15 protein-coding genes are annotated in these 19,035 nt (G+C 48.8%); 13 read left to right on the top strand and 2 right to left on the bottom strand.

The annotated features are described in order from the left end of the window. The first annotated feature begins 5 nt into the window (after nt 1–5). The 4 genes from WBJ53_RS06465 to WBJ53_RS06450 all read left to right on the top strand — a co-directional run bounded on the left by WBJ53_RS06465 (nt 6) and on the right by WBJ53_RS06450 (nt 3,552). Nucleotides 6–521, top strand: coding sequence for a hypothetical protein (locus WBJ53_RS06465; protein WP_338875251.1), 516 nt, complete (start codon nt 6–8; stop codon nt 519–521). Nucleotides 522–754: 233 nt separating this feature from the next. Then, entirely contained in the window at nt 755–1,150 is a 396-nt protein-coding gene (locus WBJ53_RS06460) for a hypothetical protein (protein ID WP_338875250.1), read from the top strand. A gap of 293 nt (nt 1,151–1,443) precedes the next feature. Continuing rightward, the gene (locus WBJ53_RS06455; protein ID WP_338875248.1) at nt 1,444–1,626 is read left to right on the top strand and encodes an RHS repeat-associated core domain-containing protein; all 183 of its coding nucleotides are present in this window, start codon (nt 1,444–1,446) and stop codon (nt 1,624–1,626) included. Nucleotides 1,627–1,752: 126 nt separating this feature from the next. Further along, nucleotides 1,753–3,552, top strand: coding sequence for a peptidase (locus WBJ53_RS06450; RefSeq protein ID WP_338875247.1), 1,800 nt, complete (start codon nt 1,753–1,755; stop codon nt 3,550–3,552). Between the two features lie 120 nt (nt 3,553–3,672). Here WBJ53_RS06450 and WBJ53_RS06445 read toward each other — a convergent pair whose 3' ends face one another. Continuing rightward, a complete protein-coding gene (locus WBJ53_RS06445) occupies nt 3,673–5,241 on the bottom strand; it encodes a bifunctional response regulator/alkaline phosphatase family protein (RefSeq protein WP_338875246.1) in 1,569 nt (522 codons plus the stop codon). A 399-nt stretch (nt 5,242–5,640) separates the two neighbouring features. On the opposite strand from WBJ53_RS06445, the gene WBJ53_RS06440 reads away from it, so the two are divergent. The 3 genes from WBJ53_RS06440 to WBJ53_RS06430 all read left to right on the top strand — a co-directional run bounded on the left by WBJ53_RS06440 (nt 5,641) and on the right by WBJ53_RS06430 (nt 7,841). Beyond that, entirely contained in the window at nt 5,641–6,750 is a 1,110-nt protein-coding gene (locus tag WBJ53_RS06440; RefSeq protein ID WP_338875245.1) for a LysM peptidoglycan-binding domain-containing protein, read from the top strand. A 99-nt stretch (nt 6,751–6,849) separates the two neighbouring features. After that, nucleotides 6,850–7,062: a hypothetical protein gene (locus tag WBJ53_RS06435; RefSeq protein WP_338875244.1), complete on the top strand. Its 213-nt coding sequence runs from the start codon at nt 6,850–6,852 to the stop codon at nt 7,060–7,062. After that, the gene (locus tag WBJ53_RS06430; RefSeq protein ID WP_338877160.1) at nt 7,062–7,841 is read left to right on the top strand and encodes a TIGR02757 family protein; all 780 of its coding nucleotides are present in this window, start codon (nt 7,062–7,064) and stop codon (nt 7,839–7,841) included. The genes WBJ53_RS06435 and WBJ53_RS06430 overlap by 1 nt, the downstream gene beginning before the upstream one ends. 4 nt (nt 7,842–7,845) lie before the next feature. On the opposite strand, the gene WBJ53_RS06425 is transcribed toward WBJ53_RS06430, so the two are convergent. Next, complete coding sequence (locus WBJ53_RS06425; protein WP_338875243.1) at nt 7,846–8,814, bottom strand: hypothetical protein; 969 nt, start codon at nt 8,812–8,814, stop codon at nt 7,846–7,848. Nucleotides 8,815–9,529: 715 nt separating this feature from the next. On the opposite strand from WBJ53_RS06425, the gene WBJ53_RS06420 reads away from it, so the two are divergent. The 6 genes from WBJ53_RS06420 to WBJ53_RS06395 all read left to right on the top strand — a co-directional run bounded on the left by WBJ53_RS06420 (nt 9,530) and on the right by WBJ53_RS06395 (nt 19,004). Continuing rightward, entirely contained in the window at nt 9,530–10,210 is a 681-nt protein-coding gene (locus WBJ53_RS06420; RefSeq protein ID WP_338875242.1) for an RNA polymerase sigma-70 factor, read from the top strand. 24 nt (nt 10,211–10,234) lie between these two features. After that, nucleotides 10,235–11,254 carry a FecR domain-containing protein gene (locus tag WBJ53_RS06415; protein ID WP_338875241.1) on the top strand — a complete coding sequence of 340 codons (1,020 nt, stop codon included), beginning with the start codon at nt 10,235–10,237 and terminating at the stop codon, nt 11,252–11,254. After that, nucleotides 11,251–14,721 (top strand): TonB-dependent receptor, encoded by a 3,471-nt coding sequence (locus tag WBJ53_RS06410; protein ID WP_338875240.1) that lies wholly within the window; start codon nt 11,251–11,253, stop codon nt 14,719–14,721. Before WBJ53_RS06415 ends, WBJ53_RS06410 begins: the two co-directional genes overlap by 4 nt. Before the next feature lie 43 nt (nt 14,722–14,764). Continuing rightward, the gene (locus WBJ53_RS06405; protein ID WP_338875239.1) at nt 14,765–16,195 is read left to right on the top strand and encodes a RagB/SusD family nutrient uptake outer membrane protein; all 1,431 of its coding nucleotides are present in this window, start codon (nt 14,765–14,767) and stop codon (nt 16,193–16,195) included. Between the two features lie 67 nt (nt 16,196–16,262). Continuing rightward, nucleotides 16,263–16,985: an SGNH/GDSL hydrolase family protein gene (locus tag WBJ53_RS06400; RefSeq protein ID WP_338875238.1), complete on the top strand. Its 723-nt coding sequence runs from the start codon at nt 16,263–16,265 to the stop codon at nt 16,983–16,985. Between the two features lie 15 nt (nt 16,986–17,000). Next, entirely contained in the window at nt 17,001–19,004 is a 2,004-nt protein-coding gene (locus tag WBJ53_RS06395; protein ID WP_338875237.1) for an FAD-dependent oxidoreductase, read from the top strand. Nucleotides 19,005–19,035 lie beyond the last annotated feature (31 nt).

Below are 19,035 nucleotides of genomic sequence, written 5' to 3'. Positions count from 1 at the left end.
AATGTATGAGAAAAATAGTTGTTTTATTTTTAGTATTAATAAGCATTTTGGTGCTCATAGGGTATTTCATGACAATTCTTGAAGGGTCAATGGATAATCCAATTAGGATAATTTCACAATCTTCTCAAGAAGCCAAAGAACATGATGTTTTGCTGGGGAGATATGAGTTAATCTCACAGAACCTCTTCTTTCACATAAAAGAAGCTTGGGTAGAACAAAGTATACTATATAAAAACGACAAAAAGGAAAAAGTAAACAAAAAAAGCCAAACATTTGTCATTGTAGTTTCTTTTATGGGGAAAGCCGACAAAGAAAAAGATTACTCTTTTGAGCAATTACATGCGACGTTGCTTAACAAAGATACAACAAATGAGTATTCTAAATTTGCTGGATATATTAGAATAAAAGAGTTATATATGACATTTACCCAAAAAGCTTTTGGCGATTCAATAACAATTCAGGTTCAACCTGAGATTAGCGATAAAGAAGTAAGTAGGTTAATTTTTAAAAAACGCAAATAAAATGTACTACTCAAGACTTAATCTGAGCCAGCAGGCTGAACAATGTGCTGGTAGTCAATTATAATACTGGTCAGGTTTTCATCTTTTTACCTATGTCAAAGTCGGATTTAGTTAAGTTGATATAGTCTAATATCGGAATATCGGAAGGTTTGAAACTAGGAGCCTCATTGGAAAAGCCATATAAACATTAGCAAGCAACCCGCGAAATTAGTTTACTTAAAAATTAAACCATTATGCTTGCAGAAATAGTTTACTCTATTTTCTTTGGATTAATAGATTTGATATTATTCTCGTTATTAACACAGAAATTTAAAATAGATAAAAAATTGACTATTTTGTCAATTGCAATACTATTGTTAACAATTTTTATGCAAATTGGCCTATTAAAAATTAAATCACCGATGCCTAATAAAGATTTCTTAGGACTTTTAGGCTTCAGTTTCGGGTTATTAGTTCTCAACATAATAGGAAGATTTCAAGGAGCTTTTTTCGATGAAAAATTCAACAAACAACTATCTTCTGTTTATCCTGCATTTAAAAATACGATTGACTTTTTATTTAATAAACTTATTTACATAATGATCTACATATATCAGTTTCTTGCAATTTGGAGACCCGAACAAAGATAATATAACTGATAAAAAGGAGTGATAGGATAGAGACGACAGGACTGTATTACCTTGAATCTAGTCAAAGCTATAAAGTCTAATAGAATGGTGAGTTTTCCCTCCCCCTCTTCCAGTTGTAGAGCCCGCTACTTCTCCCCGACAACCTCAACACCTTCTATGCGGGTGCCTTCGAATACCGGGCCGACAACACCCTGCTGCGCATCGGTCTGGAAGAGGGCCAACTGGCCAACGAGGCCGGAGTCTACAGCGTACAGTACTATCTGAAAGACCATCTGGGCAATGTGCGGGCGGTGATGGATTCTAGCGGCACCATCATTCAGGAGACCGAGTACTATGCCTTTGGTTTGCCCATCCAGCGCACCGGCAGCGATAAAAACAAGTATCTTTACAACGGCAAGGAGAAGCAGCCTCAGACGGAGTGGCTCGATTACGGGGCCAGGATGTATGACCCGACTATTGGCCGGTTTTGTCCTTAGCCCAACAGACCGTTCCACAAATCCAGCCTATTTTCCTCTCATCATAGTTTACGAAAGCTAATTTGAAGATTGAGTATATTTAGCTTGCAGTAATTGTCTACCTGCAAAATATTGCATTCTTTTTGTATGATGAACAAGTTTTTCTGGGGCACCCTGATGGCCTGCTCCTTTCTGTCGACACCGTTGTGGGCGGCTGGCCCAGCCCCTCTGGTATATGAGGTCGATTTGCTGAATCGTACCGATGATCGGTTTAACGTTACACTCACGGTCGATGGCCTTAAACCCGAAAATGCGGTCTATCAGTTTGCGTCCACCGCTCCCGGTACCTATCAGGTCATGGACATTGGCCGGTTTGTGCATGGCTTTAAAGCCTTCGACAAAAAAGGCAAAGAGCTGGTCACCGAGCAGATTTCGACCAACCAGTGGAAAATTCAGCATCCCGAGCAGGTTCGGCGGATTCAGTACCAGATTGCCGAAACCTGGGACACACCCGTCAAGAAAGACGTTATTTACCGGATGTGCGGCACATCGATTGAAGACGATCATGCCCTCATCAACGGCCAGGGCGTGTTCGGTTTTCCGCAGGGTATGCAAGCTAGCCCGATTGCCGTAAAAATCAACTACCCCGCCGACTGGAAAGCCGGATCGGCCCTCGAAAAAAACAAAGACGGCTATTACCTGGCCGATAGCTACGACCGCATTGTCGATTCGCCGATTTTGCTGGGTCGGTTAACCCGCGCCGAAACCAGTATTGGGGGCGCAACGGTTGAAGTATATACTTACTCGAAAACCGATCAGGTCAATTCGCAGCAGTTGCTCAACAGTATGCAGTCGATGTTGCAGGCCGCCGGAACGTTTCTGGGGAAACTGCCCGTAAAACGATACACGTTCCTGTATCACTTCGAAGACGAAAGCTGGGGGGCCTGGGAGCATTCCTACAGCTCGGAATATATTTTTAAGGAAGCGCCTTTCTCCCCCAATCTGGCGCAGACTGTTACGTCTATTGCAGCGCACGAGTTTTTTCATGTGGTAACACCACTGAACATCCACAGCGAAATTATTCAGCAGTTCAATTTCGTAACACCCACACCCTCGGCCCATTTGTGGTTGTATGAAGGCGTTACCGAATGGGCAAACGGGGCCATGCGCCTGCGCGGTGGCCTGATCGACCTGCCTACTTACTGCCAGGAAATGAGCCAGAAAGTGAAAATTGACCAGCAACTCGACACGACCTACAGTCTGCTGAAACTAGCCATGACCTGCTACACGCCCGAAGGGCAGCGGCAATATGGCAATATCTACAACCGGGGTGCGCTGGTAGCTGGCCTGCTCGACATTCGGCTGCTCGAACTGTCGGGCGGAAAGCGGGGGCTTCGCGAAGTAATCAACGAACTGACCGCTACCTACGGCCCTAACCGCCCGTTCCCGGAAAATCAGTTCTTCGACATCTTCACGCAGAAGACCTATCCCGAAATTGGCGATTTCTTCAATCGGTATATCAAAAACGCCGAACACCTGCCGCTGGAAGAGTATTTCGGCAAAATTGGTATTTTATATAAACCGGCGGTAGCCAGCGGAAAGAAGCTTCCTTCGCTCGGTATGCGCCCTATTCCGGTTAACGATACACTGCGCCTGCGGCAGGTTAGTGAACCATTGCGGCAGGCGGGCATTCAGGAAAACGACGAATGGGTTAGTTTCAATCAGCAACCGATCAGTCTGTCGGCGCTGGCTGCCCTTCGGGAGCAGATTCGGGGATTAAAAGCGGGCGATCCGTATGAAATCACCGTGCGACGGAATGGTCAGCTAATTCCCGTAAAAGCTACGATGCAGGAGATCGACGAAGTGAACCGCTACATTTTTGAGCCCGACCCGCAGGCAACGGCGCAACAGCTTAAGCTCCGCGAAAGCTGGCAAAAAAATCTGTAATATTCCTGTCAGTTCAACATAAAACGGCGCTTGTTTGCGTAGAACAAGCGCCGTTTTATGTTGAACAAGTTACTGGTTGTTCAGTGTCCAGACACCAACAAATGACCAATGACTCATTATCTATCGTTTAGCTGTCAGATAAGCGAATGGGATAATCATTTCTTCCAGCGAAATACCACCATGCTGAAAGGTGTTCCGGTAGTGGTTGACGTAATAGTTATAATTGTTCGGATAGGCGAAGAAATAGTCTTCGAGGGTGAAAACGTAGGCCGTCGATACGTGTGGTTTGGGCAAAAACAACCGCTCAGGTTTACGACCGACAAATACATGGTTTTCCTCAAAGCCCAGGTTTTTACCCTGCTTATACCGAAGATTCGTATTGGTTTCACGATAACCAACGATCTTGGCTGGTTTCTGAACCCGAATCATGCCATGGTCGGTAGTAATGATTAACCGCCCACCTTTGGCCGAAATTTTCTGAATCAGTTCGAGCAAAGGCGAGTGTAGAAACCATGATCGTGTAATAGACCGGTAGGCCGACTCGTCGGGTGCCAGTTCTTTAATCATAGCCATGTCGGTGCGGGCATGCGAAAGCATATCCACGAAGTTATAAACGATCACGTTCAACTGATTCTGCATCAGATTATTGAAACTATCGACCAACGTTTTTCCCTGATTCACATTCAGGATTTTATGGTACGACATTTTCACATTCAGGCGGCTCCGTTCGAGTTGCCGACGCAGAAATTCGTCTTCGTGGTTGTTTAGCCCTTCATCTTCGCTATCGTCGTTTACCCACAGATCTGGATACTTACGTTCCATTTCGCTGGGCATCATTCCCGAAAAAATAGCATTCCGGGCAAATCCGGTTGTGGTCGGTAGAATCGAATAATACGACGACTCTTCTTCGAGTGTAAAATATTCGCCCAGCAGCGGTTCTATTACTTTCCACTGATCGTAGCGGAGGTTATCGATCAGGATGAAAAATAAAGGTGTTGAGCCAGGCGATTGATCCAGCAACGGAAACACTTTTTTCCGCATCAGTTGGTGCGACATCACCGGACTGTCCAGCTTCGGATCGTTGAGCCAGTCTTCGTAATTATCCATAACGAACTTACAGAATGTAGAGTTAGCCTCGCTTTTCTGCATGTTCATCACTTCGCCCATACTTCTGTCCTGCGAACTATCCAGCTCCAGCTCCCAGTAAATCAATTTTTTGTAGACGTCCGCCCATTCATTAAAATCCATGCGGTCGTTATACTGCATCGAAATATTCCGAAAATCCTGTTGATAACCAATGTTGGTCCGCTCGGTTACCAGCCGCTTATTGTCCAGAATTTTTTTAACGGAAAGCAGAATTTGGTTCGGGTTGAGAGGTTTGATAAGGTAATCGGCAATTTTAGACCCGATAGCCTCTTCCATAATGTGCTCTTCCTCGCTCTTGGTGATCATCACTACGGGCAGGTTTGGCCGCATCTGTTTAATCTGGGAGAGCGTTTCAAGACCAGTCATGCCGGGCATCATTTCATCTAAAAAAACAACGTCGTAGTTGGTCTGTTCAACCTCTTCGAGGGCATCGGCTCCGCTATTGACAGGCGTTACTTCATAGCCTTTATTTTTCAAAAATAGTATATGTGGCTTGAGCAGATCAATCTCGTCGTCGGCCCAGAGTATCGAATAATTTTGCATGTAGTCTACGTTTCTATGATTAATGAATTTGTTGGATAAACCCCTGAAATACGTTTACTGGACGCTACCACGTTTTACTAAAAAAAATGACAAAACGTGGCAATCCGGGCGAAAGTACGAAGCAGAAGGTTATCTTCTTCTAAACATCAAACGCCCGCTTGTGTTTAAGCCGTTCAGAATTAAGGTTTTTTAACAGCCTTCTAATTGTCATTTGTCATTAGTTACTGATCATTAGCAGTTGTAATTAAAACTACGACCCAATGGCCAGTAACTAATGGCGACGGACTAATGACCAGTATATAAAGTCGTTTTGATGAAAGTTAGCCCGATTTTTACGTTAATTTTACGATAAACTCTATTTTCAGAAACTCCCTGTTGGTTTTTGGTTCATACCAGCCCATGAAAAAATACATAGTTCTCACTACGCTACCCCTCCTGTTTAGTGGTATCGTATGTGCCCACACCGTGGCTGATTCAGTGGGTGTTGAAAAAAAAGATGGTAAACGTTTTATTCTTCACCGTGTCGATGAAGGCCAAACGCTGTATGCAATAGCCCGCCGATACGCCAGCTCGGTTGGCGCTATTAAAAGTGCCAATCCCGACCTCAATGAGAATGTGCGTTACGCTCAGATTATCCGAATTCCGATTCCCGACGGCGCATTAAGTCGAAAAGAAGCCAAAGCTATCGACAAAGCTATTCGCAAAGAGGAGAAAGAAAAAGAGCGCGAAGCTAAACATACGGCAGAAGCGGTAGTTAAAACGCCGGAGCAACATGCAGATAAAGAAATTAGCAAAGGTAATGACCCGGATAAGGCTGGCATTCATATTGTTGAATCCGGTCAAACGCTCTATAGTTTGGCCGTTCGGTATGGAGTAGATCAATCGGACTTGCGTAAATGGAACAACCTGTCGGGCAATAACGTCCTGATTGGGCAGGCCCTGATTGTGAGCGAAAAAGCCTATCTGGCCCGTACGCCGTCGGGCCCTACACCTACTCAGCCCATTAAAACACCCGCTCCAACGCATCCCGACACGCCCGCCCGAACCATTCCTAAAACAGAACGGCCAGCACCACGAAAAACAGAAGAGGTAGTAACGATAAAGACAGAAACCCCGGCCCCTCGCCCCGATAACCCAACGCCAACAAAACCCGACAACGCGCCTGCCGCGCCAGCAAAACCGGAGGAAGAAGTTGAACTACCGCGACCAGGCAATGATGCCCCAATGCCTGCCCGTGGCCGACGAGTGGCAACTAGCGGGGTGGCCGAAATGATTGAAGGCGATAATTCGGGAAAATATCTGGCTCTTCATCGTACGGCTCCTATTGGCACGCTCGTACAGGTTCGTAACGAATTCAACAACCAGAGCCTGTGGGTAAAAGTAGTCGGGCGTTTACCCAACACGGGTGTCAACGACAAGATTCTGATAAAGCTGTCGAGTCAGGCCTTCGCGAAACTTTCCCCCGAAGACCGGCGTTTTCGAGCAGAGGTAAGTTATATAGCGCCTTAATTTTTCAGTTTTCAGTTTATAATTTACGGTTGCTCCGCTATAGAAGAATGAAGACCAATGGGCAGAGCAATCGAAACCATAAACACCAACCTGAGTTTTATGGAAACAAAAACAGAACGCATTGCCCGACGCAATCGGGAACGGGACAGAAAAATGAAATCCTCGCCGGGCTATGTTACGTTCAGTATCATGTTTACGCTGGCATACCCGTTTATTGCAGTCTTTACATTTCTTATGTCGACGCTCCTGTCCATCTTTTCGGGAATTTCCCGTGCAATGGCCTGGGTCGTTAGTGGAGGAAAATCACATTGATATATACCGAACTTTCCGATTTACTCAACCAGAAGGCCGATCAGTATAATCGGCCTTCGTTTATTGAACGCGACCCGGTTAGCATTCCACACCGGTTTTCGCAGAAGCAGGATATCGAAATTATGGGGTTCTGGGCAGCAGTGCTGGCCTGGGGACAGCGACCGGTTATTCTGAAAAAATCGTTGGAACTGGTCGATTTGATGGATGGCGCACCTTACGATTTCGTGCGCCATCACCAGGAAAGCGATTTAAAACGATTTCTGGCCTTTAAACACCGTACCTTCAACGCAACCGACGCACTCTACTTCCTGCATTTTTTTCGTCAGTATTATCAAGCGCACGATTCGCTGGAAGATGCGTTTCTGGCCGCTGTCGATTCTAGTGAAACACTCATAACGGTCGAACCAAATCTGATTGCGTTTCACGACCGATTCTGCGGCCTTACCGATTTTTTTCCCGAACGAACACGCAAACACATCGCTACACCTGCCCGAAACTCGTCGTGCAAACGCCTGCTGATGTTTCTGCGATGGATGGTTCGAAAAGACGACCGGGGAGTTGACTTTGGGCTCTGGACTCGCCTGAACCCCAATCAACTAGTTATGCCGATTGATGTGCATGTTAATCGGGTAGCCCGAAAGCTTGGTTTGCTGACTCGCCCACAAACCGATTGGAAAGCGGCCCTGGAGCTTACAGAGCAGTTACGCCAATTTGACCCGGCTGATCCTGTTCGGTACGATTTTGCGCTGTTTGGCCTCGGCGTTGAAGGCGAAATGTAGAAAATTAGTCAGGCTCAGAAACGGCTATATGGGCTGGTCCCAGACTGCGATTCGATGTAGCCAGCAACGGCTTTTTTCGTGGGTAATAAAAAATCACCTGCGGGTGCCCATCCAGTTCTTCGCTGGTAGTAAAGTAACCATCGCCATTGGGCTCCCAGCCAACCGCTTCTCCCTGCTGTTCTTTAGCAACCGGCACCATGCAGGGCGGCCGTTTCAGGGTTTCGGCAATGGTTTCGCCATCGCGACGGTTGTAATAGAACAATTTTTCGTAAGTCCGCACCAGAATTTCGCGTCCATCGGGCGATAGTGCCGCCGACGTAACATCTTTAAAAGGAAGCACAAACAGCCGCGACATGGTAATCGCCTGCGTCCGCGACTTTGGGCAAGACGCCTTATAAACCACCGAATCGTCTCCTTTCGACAGAATAAACAATTCGTTCGCTGTCGAATCAACCAGCATCGCTTCGGCGTTCTGCGCTTTATCGGGCAATTGCAACCGGATTGTTTCTACATCCGTAATCTGCCCATCAACCGGAAGACGCATGCCCGCAAGCGAAGGCTCCGGAAACCGGTATATGACTTTATCGGCAAATCGGACTTTGTTATGACCAATGTCGGCCAGGTAAATATAGGGAACGCCAGCGCTGGGCCCGGTACCAATGGCAATATCTTCCCAGTCGTAGTTTGTTGCCCCTTCAATTTCAAAGCGGGCCACAACCTGGCCTGCCGGATTCACAAGCTGAATTTCATTGGGGTTACCAGAATCTTCTTCAACCCACAAATAACCCGGATTCAGCCGACTGGCAACCAGTCCTGACACCTCAAACAAAATCGGATTCGTTAATACACCCAGCGACTGCGGTTGCGCAAAAAGCGTTGTATCGTTAGTCAGCTCATGAAAAGCATAGGCAACTCGTGGCACAGAAGAATCGGCAATCCGATTGCCATGATGGCATCCAGACAACAACTCCATGAGTACCGTTATTATAAAACCAATACGCTTCATGAGCGATTCTTTACCTTGTATTTCAGACAATAATACCCTCTACAAAATGAATACCAATTATGTCATCTATATGGATTTACCGGGTTATTTACCCGAAAAAACCGTAGATTTTTGTACGCTGGCTGCGCAATGCATCTGCCTTAGCATTAGAATCAACTAGTCAATTCGAATCAAATCATAAAGCTTTCAAATTTAAAACGCTTATTCTTTATTCGATTGTTAAAATTAGCTTTAAAATAAAAATTTATTAGTAACAACATATTATTCTATTGATATCAGCTGTCCAATAGTGTTGAACGATTTATTCAATGAGCCAGACCAGAACCCTATTGCAAAACAGAGAGTCTATGAACGAACGTATGGGAGGCTGACAGAAAAAGAACCTATTTGCAAATTCCAATGGCCGGAATCGCCAGGGCTAACAATCTACTGACCACCATATAGGTCAACACACACACCGCTTAACCTTATCCTATAAAAGGAAAAAAAGCCTTCATCGACAGTAGCCCTCATGGGCTGGGAATACGTATTTTCTTCATAGAACGTACTCTACAATAAGAAATCTGCTGCGGTTCAGTAGACCATCGATTAATTTTCTTGTATTTTATGAGTAAAAAATAAAAATCGATTGGGGGATTGGAGGGGGGAAACTTGTCTTACCTCTACCAAACCCTTCGATTTAATGCCAGCTAACGCGTTTCCCTTTCGGCGACCTACTGACCCCGCACCCGGTGAGCCAACACCACTGCTGCGGAATCATCCCGAAGCCCCCGTTCCTATGCCTACCGATGGCGAATTATTTATTCGGAATGCGTTTGCAACCGACCCACGAATGGGTTGCGAACTCCTCTTCCGACAGTATTTTGCCCCACTCTGTAGTCATGCCGTACGCTTTGTCTACGACCGCCAGTTAGCCGAAGATCTGGTTGCCGACCTGTTCTATACCTTTTACACAAAGGAAATTTACAAACAGATTACAGGCTCCTACCGCGCTTATCTGTATCAGGCCGTTCGGAACCGCGCCTATAACAGCCTTCGCTGGGAACTGGGTCGGCAGGAAACGCTCCCCGACGATCTGGACCGGGCCGATACCGAAACCATTCAGCCCGACCGGCTTCTTCAACAGGACGAACTCTACCGGGCTCTGGAACAGGCCGTTCAGCAATTACCGCCCCAGCGGCAGCGGGTTTTTCTACTCAGTCGATTCGAAGGAAAATCGTATAAAGAAATTGCCGAAGAAATGAACCTCGCCCCCAAAACGGTAGAGAATCACCTGCTGCGGGCCATATCATCCGTTCGGCAGTCGCTTCGTCAGCAAAAGTTGATCAGTTGGGGACTGCTGCTTGTAGCTGCGTTTTCATAACACTCAACGCTCCACTACCTTCTCATGGAACCTCCTAAAGAATTAGTATTTACCTACTTTGCCGGACAGGCAACGTCGGTGCAGCAAAAAGCCATTGGCGAATGGCTGGCTAATCCCGAAAACCGGGAAACGTATTTTCAATGGCTCGATGAATGGGAACGTACATTTCCACAGTACGCCCCTGACACCGCTCACTACCTCGGTCAGTTTCGGCAACGGCTCGACTCGCCCAATACCGTTCAGCCATTATCGATACGCTCTCTAACCGAAGAATCCCGTTCATTCTGGCATCCGGGTCGATGGCTGGTAGCGGCTACCGTTACGCTGTCCTTACTGGCTGGCGGATGGCTGCTTCGGGACACCTTGTTTTATTCTACGATAGCCACTGGGCCCCGACAATTACGGTCGCTAAAACTACCTGATGGTTCTACAGTAGCCTTAAACAGCAATTCGACCATACGAATACCGCGTATAGGCTACGGCTGGCTGTCGCGTCGGGTTTCATTAACGGGCGATGCAGTTTTCGATGTAAAGCACTTGTCCGACGACCAACCGTTTCTGGTGCAGGCAACCGATGGCCTGACGGTTGAAGTACTGGGCACTGAATTTTCGGTACGAAGCCGGGCCGAGCGGACCGAAGTAGTACTAAAACGGGGCAAGGTCAACCTACATTATGCAGCCAGCGACAAACCGGCCCAGAATCTGCTCATGAAGCCGGGCGACCGCGTTACGCTCGACAGCCGTGGTTCGCTGCATTTGCAGGACCATTCTGACACAACCCGTTTTGCCAACTGGCGTTATCGTTTGTTTAGTTTCAATGCCACTCCCTTACGCGACGTTGCGTCACAGATTCAGAAAGTTTTTGGGGTAACGGTACAACTAGCCGACCCGGCACTGGCTCAGCGAACGCTCACGGGCACCATCCGCGCGGGCTCGTCCGACGAACTGGCCGAAGCACTGGCCGAACTCCTTGGGCTGAAAATCAGTCATCGCGATTCAAATCTTATTTTTTCAACTACTTCCGAAACCCAACTTACTCAATGAGCAAATCAATACCCATTGCGCTGGTAACCAGTTGTCTGCTTAGCGTAGGCTACGGTAATTCCGTAGCTCAGCCAGTGGCGTTTGTCCGAGTCTCCCAGCAAACCAGTATGGAACGCCAGGGCAAAACGACCCTCAATACCGCAAACCAAACCCTCAGGCAAACCTTACTCCTGCTAAAAGACCACTACGGTGTCGACATTTTATTTGAAGAATCGGTAGTAGCCCGCCATTCGAGCCCGGCCGAATCGCTCAATTTAAATGCAAAACTGGAAAGCAATCTGAATACGTTACTGAAACCTTCGGGCCTACGGTTTAAGAAAATGCGTTCGGGAGCTTACCTGATTCTCCCATCAAAAAACGCAGGAAAAACGTCCAATACTCAATCCGAATTACCCACAACGGCAACGGTCAACACTACCCCACCAGCCGGAATTGCCCCCTTACAACCTACCCAGCTTACCGAAATCGTTCCGGTAGACATTCGGGTCAGCGGGCGGGTAACGAGCGAAACCGGCGAAGGCTTGCCCGGCGTTAGCGTAGTTATTAAAGGATCAACCAAAGGAACGACCACCGATGTTCAGGGTCGTTATCAGCTTAGCGTACCATCTGAAAATGTAACACTGGTTTTCAGTTTTGTGGGCTATTTAAGCCAGGAGCAGCCCGTTCGGAACCGATCTACGATTGATATTCAATTGCAGCCCGACACCAAATCGCTGAACGAGGTAGTTGTGGTTGGCTATGGGCAGGTGAAAAAAACGGACCTGACCGGTGCGGTGGCCTCGGTGCCGGTTGAGGAAATCCGGAAAGTAGCCGTCACGTCGCTCGATCAGGCGTTGCAGGGCCGGGCGGCCGGGGTACAGATCACGCAGAACTCAGGCGCGCCCGGCGGCACCACCAGCATTCGGATTCGGGGTGGCAACTCGATTCAGGGCGATAACGAACCGCTGTATGTGATCGATGGAATTCCGTTTAAAAATGACGGCGCCGGTAGCGGATCAAACTTCAACGTGCTCAGCACATTGAACCCGAGCGATATTGAATCTATGTCTGTTCTGAAAGATGCCTCGTCGACCGCCATTTATGGGTCGCGCGGGGCGAATGGCGTCGTCATCATTACCACTAAACGCGGTAAGGCAGGCAAATCGACGGTCAATTTCGAAACCTACTATGGTATTCAGAATGTTCGACGAAAATACCCGGTGTTGAACGCCAGCGAATATGCGCAGTTTGTAAACGATGCCAATACAAACGAAGGCCGCCCTCCCATTTATTCGCAGGCGCAGGTCGACGCCTTTGGGCAGGGAACCGACTGGCAGGACGAGATTTTCCGGCAGGCGCCAATGGCTAATTACCAGTTATCGATGAGTGGCGGTGATGAGCGTACGCAGTATGCCATTTCGGGCGGCTATTTCAAGCAGAACGGCATTGTGGTCAACTCCGACTTCGATCGCTATTCGTTCCGAATCAACCTGGATCGCAAACTGACCAACAAGATTAAAGTCGGCAATAGCCTGACCGTTAGCCGAACACTTACCAACCAGTCGCGCACTGATGGCGACCTGGGCAGCGCAGGCCTTGTTACGATGGCAGCCCTGCAATTCCCTCCTATTCTGCCCGTCCGGAACCCCGATGGCACCTATCTGATTACGAGCCCCGCCCTGAATTTTACGGCCGACAACCCCGTAGCATTGGCCCGCGACAGCAAAAACCGTAATACGGCCTATCGCATTTTCGGTAACGTTTTTGGCGACTATCAGATCATCGACGGGCTGAGCCTGCGCGTTTCGCTCGGTATCGATGGCATCCTGCAAAAACAGGATGCCTATCTGCCCCGCTCCGTATCGAGCGGACTGGCACAGGGCGGATCGGCTTCGATCTATAATTCGCAAGCCATTACCTGGCTGAACGAAAACCTGCTGACCTATACCAAAACATTCAACAGTGTGCATAACGTAACGGCGTTGCTGGGGTATACACAACAGGCCAGCCGCACTGAAACTACCACGGCGTCGGCCCGTAATTTCGTGAACGACAATCTGGGATCTGGCAACCTGGGATCGGCGTCTGTGCCCCTGACGCCAGGATCGGCTATTGGCACCTGGGGACTGCAATCGTATCTGGCCCGGATCAATTACGGCTACAAAGACAAGTATCTGCTTACGGCTTCGTTCCGTTCCGACGGGTCGTCGCGTTTCGGTGCGAACAAGCGCTACGGTTATTTCCCATCGGCGGCTGTGGCCTGGCGCATTTCGGAAGAAAACTTCCTGAAAAACAACCGAATTATTAACGACCTCAAATTTCGGGCAACCTATGGTTCGACGGGTAATCAGGATGGGATTGGCAACTACCCGGCCTATTCGCTGCTGGGAACCCAGAACTACGTTTTCGGTAATGCCGTATCGACGGGTTTAGGGCCTAACCAAATCGCCAACCCGGATCTGTCGTGGGAAACCACCACGCAGGCCGATATGGGTATCGACGTTGGTTTTCTCAACAACCGCATCACCCTGACTGCCGATGTGTATCTGAAACGGACCAAAGATTTGCTGCTGAACGTAACGATTCCGAGCACATCGGGCTATTCGAGCGCTATTAAAAATCTGGGCAAGGTCCAGAACAAAGGACTTGAACTGAGCATATCGTCACGCAATATCGATGGAGCCTTCAAATGGAGTACCGACCTAAACTTCGCTCTCAACCGCAATAAAGTGCTGGACATTGGTGGCGCTCCGCAGCTTTTTGCGGGTAATGTGGCCAACATTGGTCAGAATCTCAATTCGGGGATTATTCGCGTGGGCGAACCGCTGGGTTCTTTCTTCGGCTACGTCACCGACGGTCTTTACCAGAGTACGGACGAACTGGCGGCCCTCAGTGATCCGCAAGCCCGCAAACCAGGCGACCGCAAATACCTTGATCTGAACGGCGACAAAAAAATCGACGATAACGACCGTACTATCATTGGTCGGGCACAGCCTAAGTTCATTGGGGGTATCAGCAATACGTTCTCTTACAAAGGCTTCGAGCTGACGGCTTTCCTTCAAGGCGTTTACGGAAACAATATCCTGAATGCCAACCGGTTTGAACTTGAATACCTCAACGGTACCAACAACCAGGACCGCGACATGCTGAACCGGTGGACACCAACGAATACGAATACCGATATTCCGCGTGCATCGACTACACGGCCGGCCAACCGAATCTCGACCCGCCAGATTGAAGATGGTTCGTACCTGCGGCTGAAGAATGTGCAACTTGCCTACAACTTCCCGGCAACGGTTCTCAAAAGTCTCAAAATCCAGTCGTTGCGGGTATATGCAACGGCGCAGAACTACCTGACCTGGACAAGCTATTCGGGCTATGACCCGGAGGTGAACCGATTTGGTCAGGACAGCCGCAGCCAGGGTTTCGACTATGCCAGCTACCCGGCCGCCAAAACCATTTTGTTCGGACTTAATGTAGGTTTTTAATCAGTCATGTGTGACGTTAGCCTCCATGACCCAACTTATACTCATGAAAAAGATACTATTCCTTCTCCCGCTTCTGATGGCAATGGCCTCCTGCGAAGTGCTGGACCAGAAGCCCGAATCGAATTTTACGCCGACGAATTTTTATAAAAACGCCGACGATGCCAAAGCGGCCGTCAGTGCGGTGTATGATCCGCTGAACAACGCGAATATGTATGGACAGGTGATGTGGATTTTGCAGGATCAGGCTACCGATGATGCCGAATGGGGCAATGGCCGGTCGACGGCTAACCAGCCCAAAAACGACCTCGACAAATACACCTTCACTCCAGCAACGAACACGTTTCAGTCGCTCTGGTCAACGGTATATGCCGGTATCAACCGGGCCAATACGGTTATTGCCCGCGTGCCAGCCATTGCAATGGACGATGCCCTGAAAGCCCGGTTTATAGCCGAAGCCAAGTTTATGCGGGGATTTTATTACTTCACGCTGGTGCGGCTGTTTGGCGGTGTGCCTTTAATTACGCAGGAAACAACCTCACTTAGCAACCTGAACGTATCGCGGGCATCGATCGATGAAGTGTATGCACTGATTGTTCAGGACTTTACCGAAGCCGAAAACGTATTGCCGGTCACCTATTCGGCGGGCGATAAGGGGCGGGCTACCCAGGGAGCCGCTAAAGCCTTTCTGGCTAAAGTGTACCTGACTCGCCAGGATTGGCCGAAAGCATCGGCTAAAGCCAAAGAAGTGATCGACCTGGGCGTTTATGACCTGTGGAGTAACTTTGCCGATGCCTTTCTGATTGCCAATAAAAACGGCAAGGAGGCCGTCTTCGAAATGCAGGCCTTGAGCGGAGGGTATAACGAAGGTAGCTGGATGCAGGGCTACATGCGGCCCAATTTCGACCGGGTCAACGGGGTGTCTGGATTCGGTGACGATCCCCCAACCGAAAATCTATACACAACCTACCGGGCCGACGATAAACGCCGGGACGTTACGCTAAAACTGTATTCGACAACGACTACGCCCGCAGCGCCAGCCAGTGTCCTGTTCCCGTGTTACGTCCACAAATACCTCGACCCGAGTGCAACGGCTAATGGCGATGGCGGTAACAACTACCCCATCATTCGGTACCCCGATGTGCTGCTGATGTATGCCGAAGCCCTAAACGAACAGGCGGCCAATAATGCAGATGCTTATGCTATGGTCAATAAAATTCGGAATCGGGCTGGCCTGCCAAACCTGACACCCGGCCTAAGTCAGGAACAGTTCCGCGATAGCTTACTGCTCGAACGGCGGCTGGAGCTAGCTTTCGAAGGACATCGCTGGTATGATCTGTCGCGCACCAAAAAACTGATCAGCGCCATGAAAGCCCAGAATCCGAGTATTTTAGTCGACGAGCATCACTACCTGTTCCCGATTCCCCAAACCGAACGCGACGTCAATCCACAACTCACCCAAAATCCGGGGTACTAAATGGTTTATGGTTGCTCCGCCTGTTCACGATCAAAATGAGCAGAGCAACCATAAACCATCTTCTCCTATGCAACGTCGAACTTTTCTACAGAGTACGCTGGTCGCAACGCCACTCATATCGCACTTTTCGTTGGGCACAGACTCCCAACCGGTTCCCGACCAAACGCCGGTGGTGATCAATGCTGGTGTTGGGGGCAACAATACGGTTAATCTGCTGAACCGAATCGACAAGGATTGTCTGGCGCAAAAACCAGATCTGACAATTCTGATGATTGGCACCAACGATATGAACACCCGCAATCATGTGCCCCTGCCCGACTACGAACGAAATCTTCGAACACTCTGCGCAAAGCTTGTAGCAGCGCGTAGTCAGGTTATGCTCATGAACATTCTGCCCGCTTATGAGCCGTATCTGATTACCCGGCATGACCCAAAGTTCTACGAACCCGAAGGTCATTATGCCCGTAAGGCGAAGGTGAACGAAACTATCCGGAAAGTCGCTGCCGACAACAAGTTTCCGTTTCTGGATCTGCACCATATTTTCGAAAAAGTGGGTAATATTAGTCTGGAATCCAGTAGCCTGATCAAGAATGAAGCCAACAGTAATAAAACCGACGGCATCCATCCCACCCCCGATGGCTACCGGGTAATTGCCGTAGCTGTTTACACCTTTCTGGTTCAGAATCAGCTACTCAAAAATCGCATCGTCTGCTTTGGCGACAGCATTACGCTGGGCGATGGCAACGGGCAGAATTATCCGACTTACCTTCAGCAATTAGTAGCGCCCTAATTTATCCTGTCTTACATGAAAAAGCTGCTTAGTCTACTGGCATTTTGTATTTTCAGTTCCCCTTTTTTATTGGCTCAAACGGCACCCATTACAGTCGACATCTGCGTTTACGGTGGCTCGTCGGCGGGGGTTATTGCTGCTTATACGGCTAAAAAAATGGGAAAGTCAGTCCTTCTGATCGAACCAGGCCGCCATTTGGGTGGGCTAACGACAGGAGGGCTCGGTTATACTGATATTGGTAACAAATACGCGATTTCGGGCATTTCCCGCGACTATTACCGACGCATTGGTAAGCACTATGGTAAATTCGAGCAATGGATTTTTGAACCGCACGTTGCCGAAGATCTGTTTAAAGACTATGTCAAACGGGCAAATGTCAACGTGCTGTATGCGTACAGACTGGCGTCGGTCAAAAAACAGAATGGCTCCATCCAGAGCATCACGGTAGAATCGTCGGCCCAGAATGGCCAGCCCCGCGTGATCAATGCCAAAATGTTTCTGGACTGTACATATGAGGGCGATCTGATGGCAAAAGCGGGCGTGAGCTACACCGTTGGCCGCGAAGACAATAAAACCTACGGCGAAACCTATAACGGTTTTCAACTGCTCGATAAACATCAGTTTGCCGATGGTGTCGATCCATACAAAATACCCGGCAAACCCGAAAGCGGTTTGTTATGGGGCATAAGCACGGCCGACGTACTCCCTACTGGCACGGGCAACAAACAGGTTCAGGCTTATAATTTCCGAATCTGCCTGAGTAGCGATCCGGCTAATATGATTCCCATAAGTCGCCCCGAAGGTTATGATTCAACGCGATATGAACTGTTGCTCCGCGCTATTGATAAAAACCCTAAGCTGGCGTTCAACACCATTCTGAAACCAGACCGGATGCCAAACCAGAAAACGGATATTAACAACAATGGCCCGTTTTCGACCGATATGATCGGTATGAACTACGACTTCCCCGAAGCCAGTTACGACCGTCGGGCGGCCATTCAGCGCGAACATGAGCTTTACAACAAGGGACTATTGTACTTTATTGGCCACGACCCACGAATGCGGAAAGACATTCAGACCGAAATGCTGAAGTTTGGGTATCCCAAAGACGAATACACCGATTCGGGCAACTGGTCGACGCAGATGTACGTGCGTGAAGCCCGGCGCATGATTGGCGATTATGTGATGACACAAGCCAACTGCCAGGGCCGCGAAGTAGTGAAAGATGGTGTTGGCATGGCGGCCTACACGATGGACTCACACAACTGCCAGCGGTTGGTAGTCGACAAGAACGGCGTTAAAATGGTTAAGAACGAGGGCGATGTGCAGGTAGGGGGTTTTCCGCCCTATCCGATCTCCTATCGCTGCCTGATTCCGAAAGCAACGGAATGTACAAACCTGCTGGTTCCGGTCTGTCTGTCGGCCAGCCATATTGCCTACGGTTCCATACGGATGGAACCTGTTTTTATGGTGCTGGCCCAATCGTCGGCAGTAGCGGCCAGTATGGCTATCGACAGCAAAACCTCCGTTCAGGCCATCGACGTTCAGAAACTGCAAAGTCAGCTCAAAACCAACCCACTCGCCGATGGTAGCACCCCCGACATTCTGGTGGATAATGACGATAACGCGCAGGTGACACATACCGGCGACTGGACGCGTGACAACAACCCGAAAGGGGCTTATGGCCCAAGTTATCTGACAACATCGGCCACGGGTGGCGAGAAAACCGTACGATTCAGTCCGGCCGTTAAGAAAGCCGGTAAATACCAGGTATACATTTATTTCCCTAAACTGAGCGGAGCCTCGTCAAAAACCAACCTGACGGTGTCGGATGGCAATCAAACCAAGCCCATTACGATTCGGGAGTCCGATATTCGGGTCGAAGGCCAAACCTCAGGCGAATGGGTTTCGCTGGGTACCTACAACCTGACGCCAGGAAAGAAAAGCTATGTTGATGTATCGACCAAAGATGCCGACGGAATTGTAGTCGCCGATGCAGTGTTGTTTGTGCCGAATTAAAAAATAGCACCCGGATTAGTATGATGGCGAT

It is taken from the genome of Spirosoma sp. SC4-14, assembly GCF_037201965.1.
Classification (GTDB): Bacteria; Bacteroidota; Bacteroidia; order Cytophagales; family Spirosomataceae; genus Spirosoma.
Note: the sequence above shows the minus strand (reverse complement) of the source record. Positions and strands in the feature narration are given on the sequence as shown.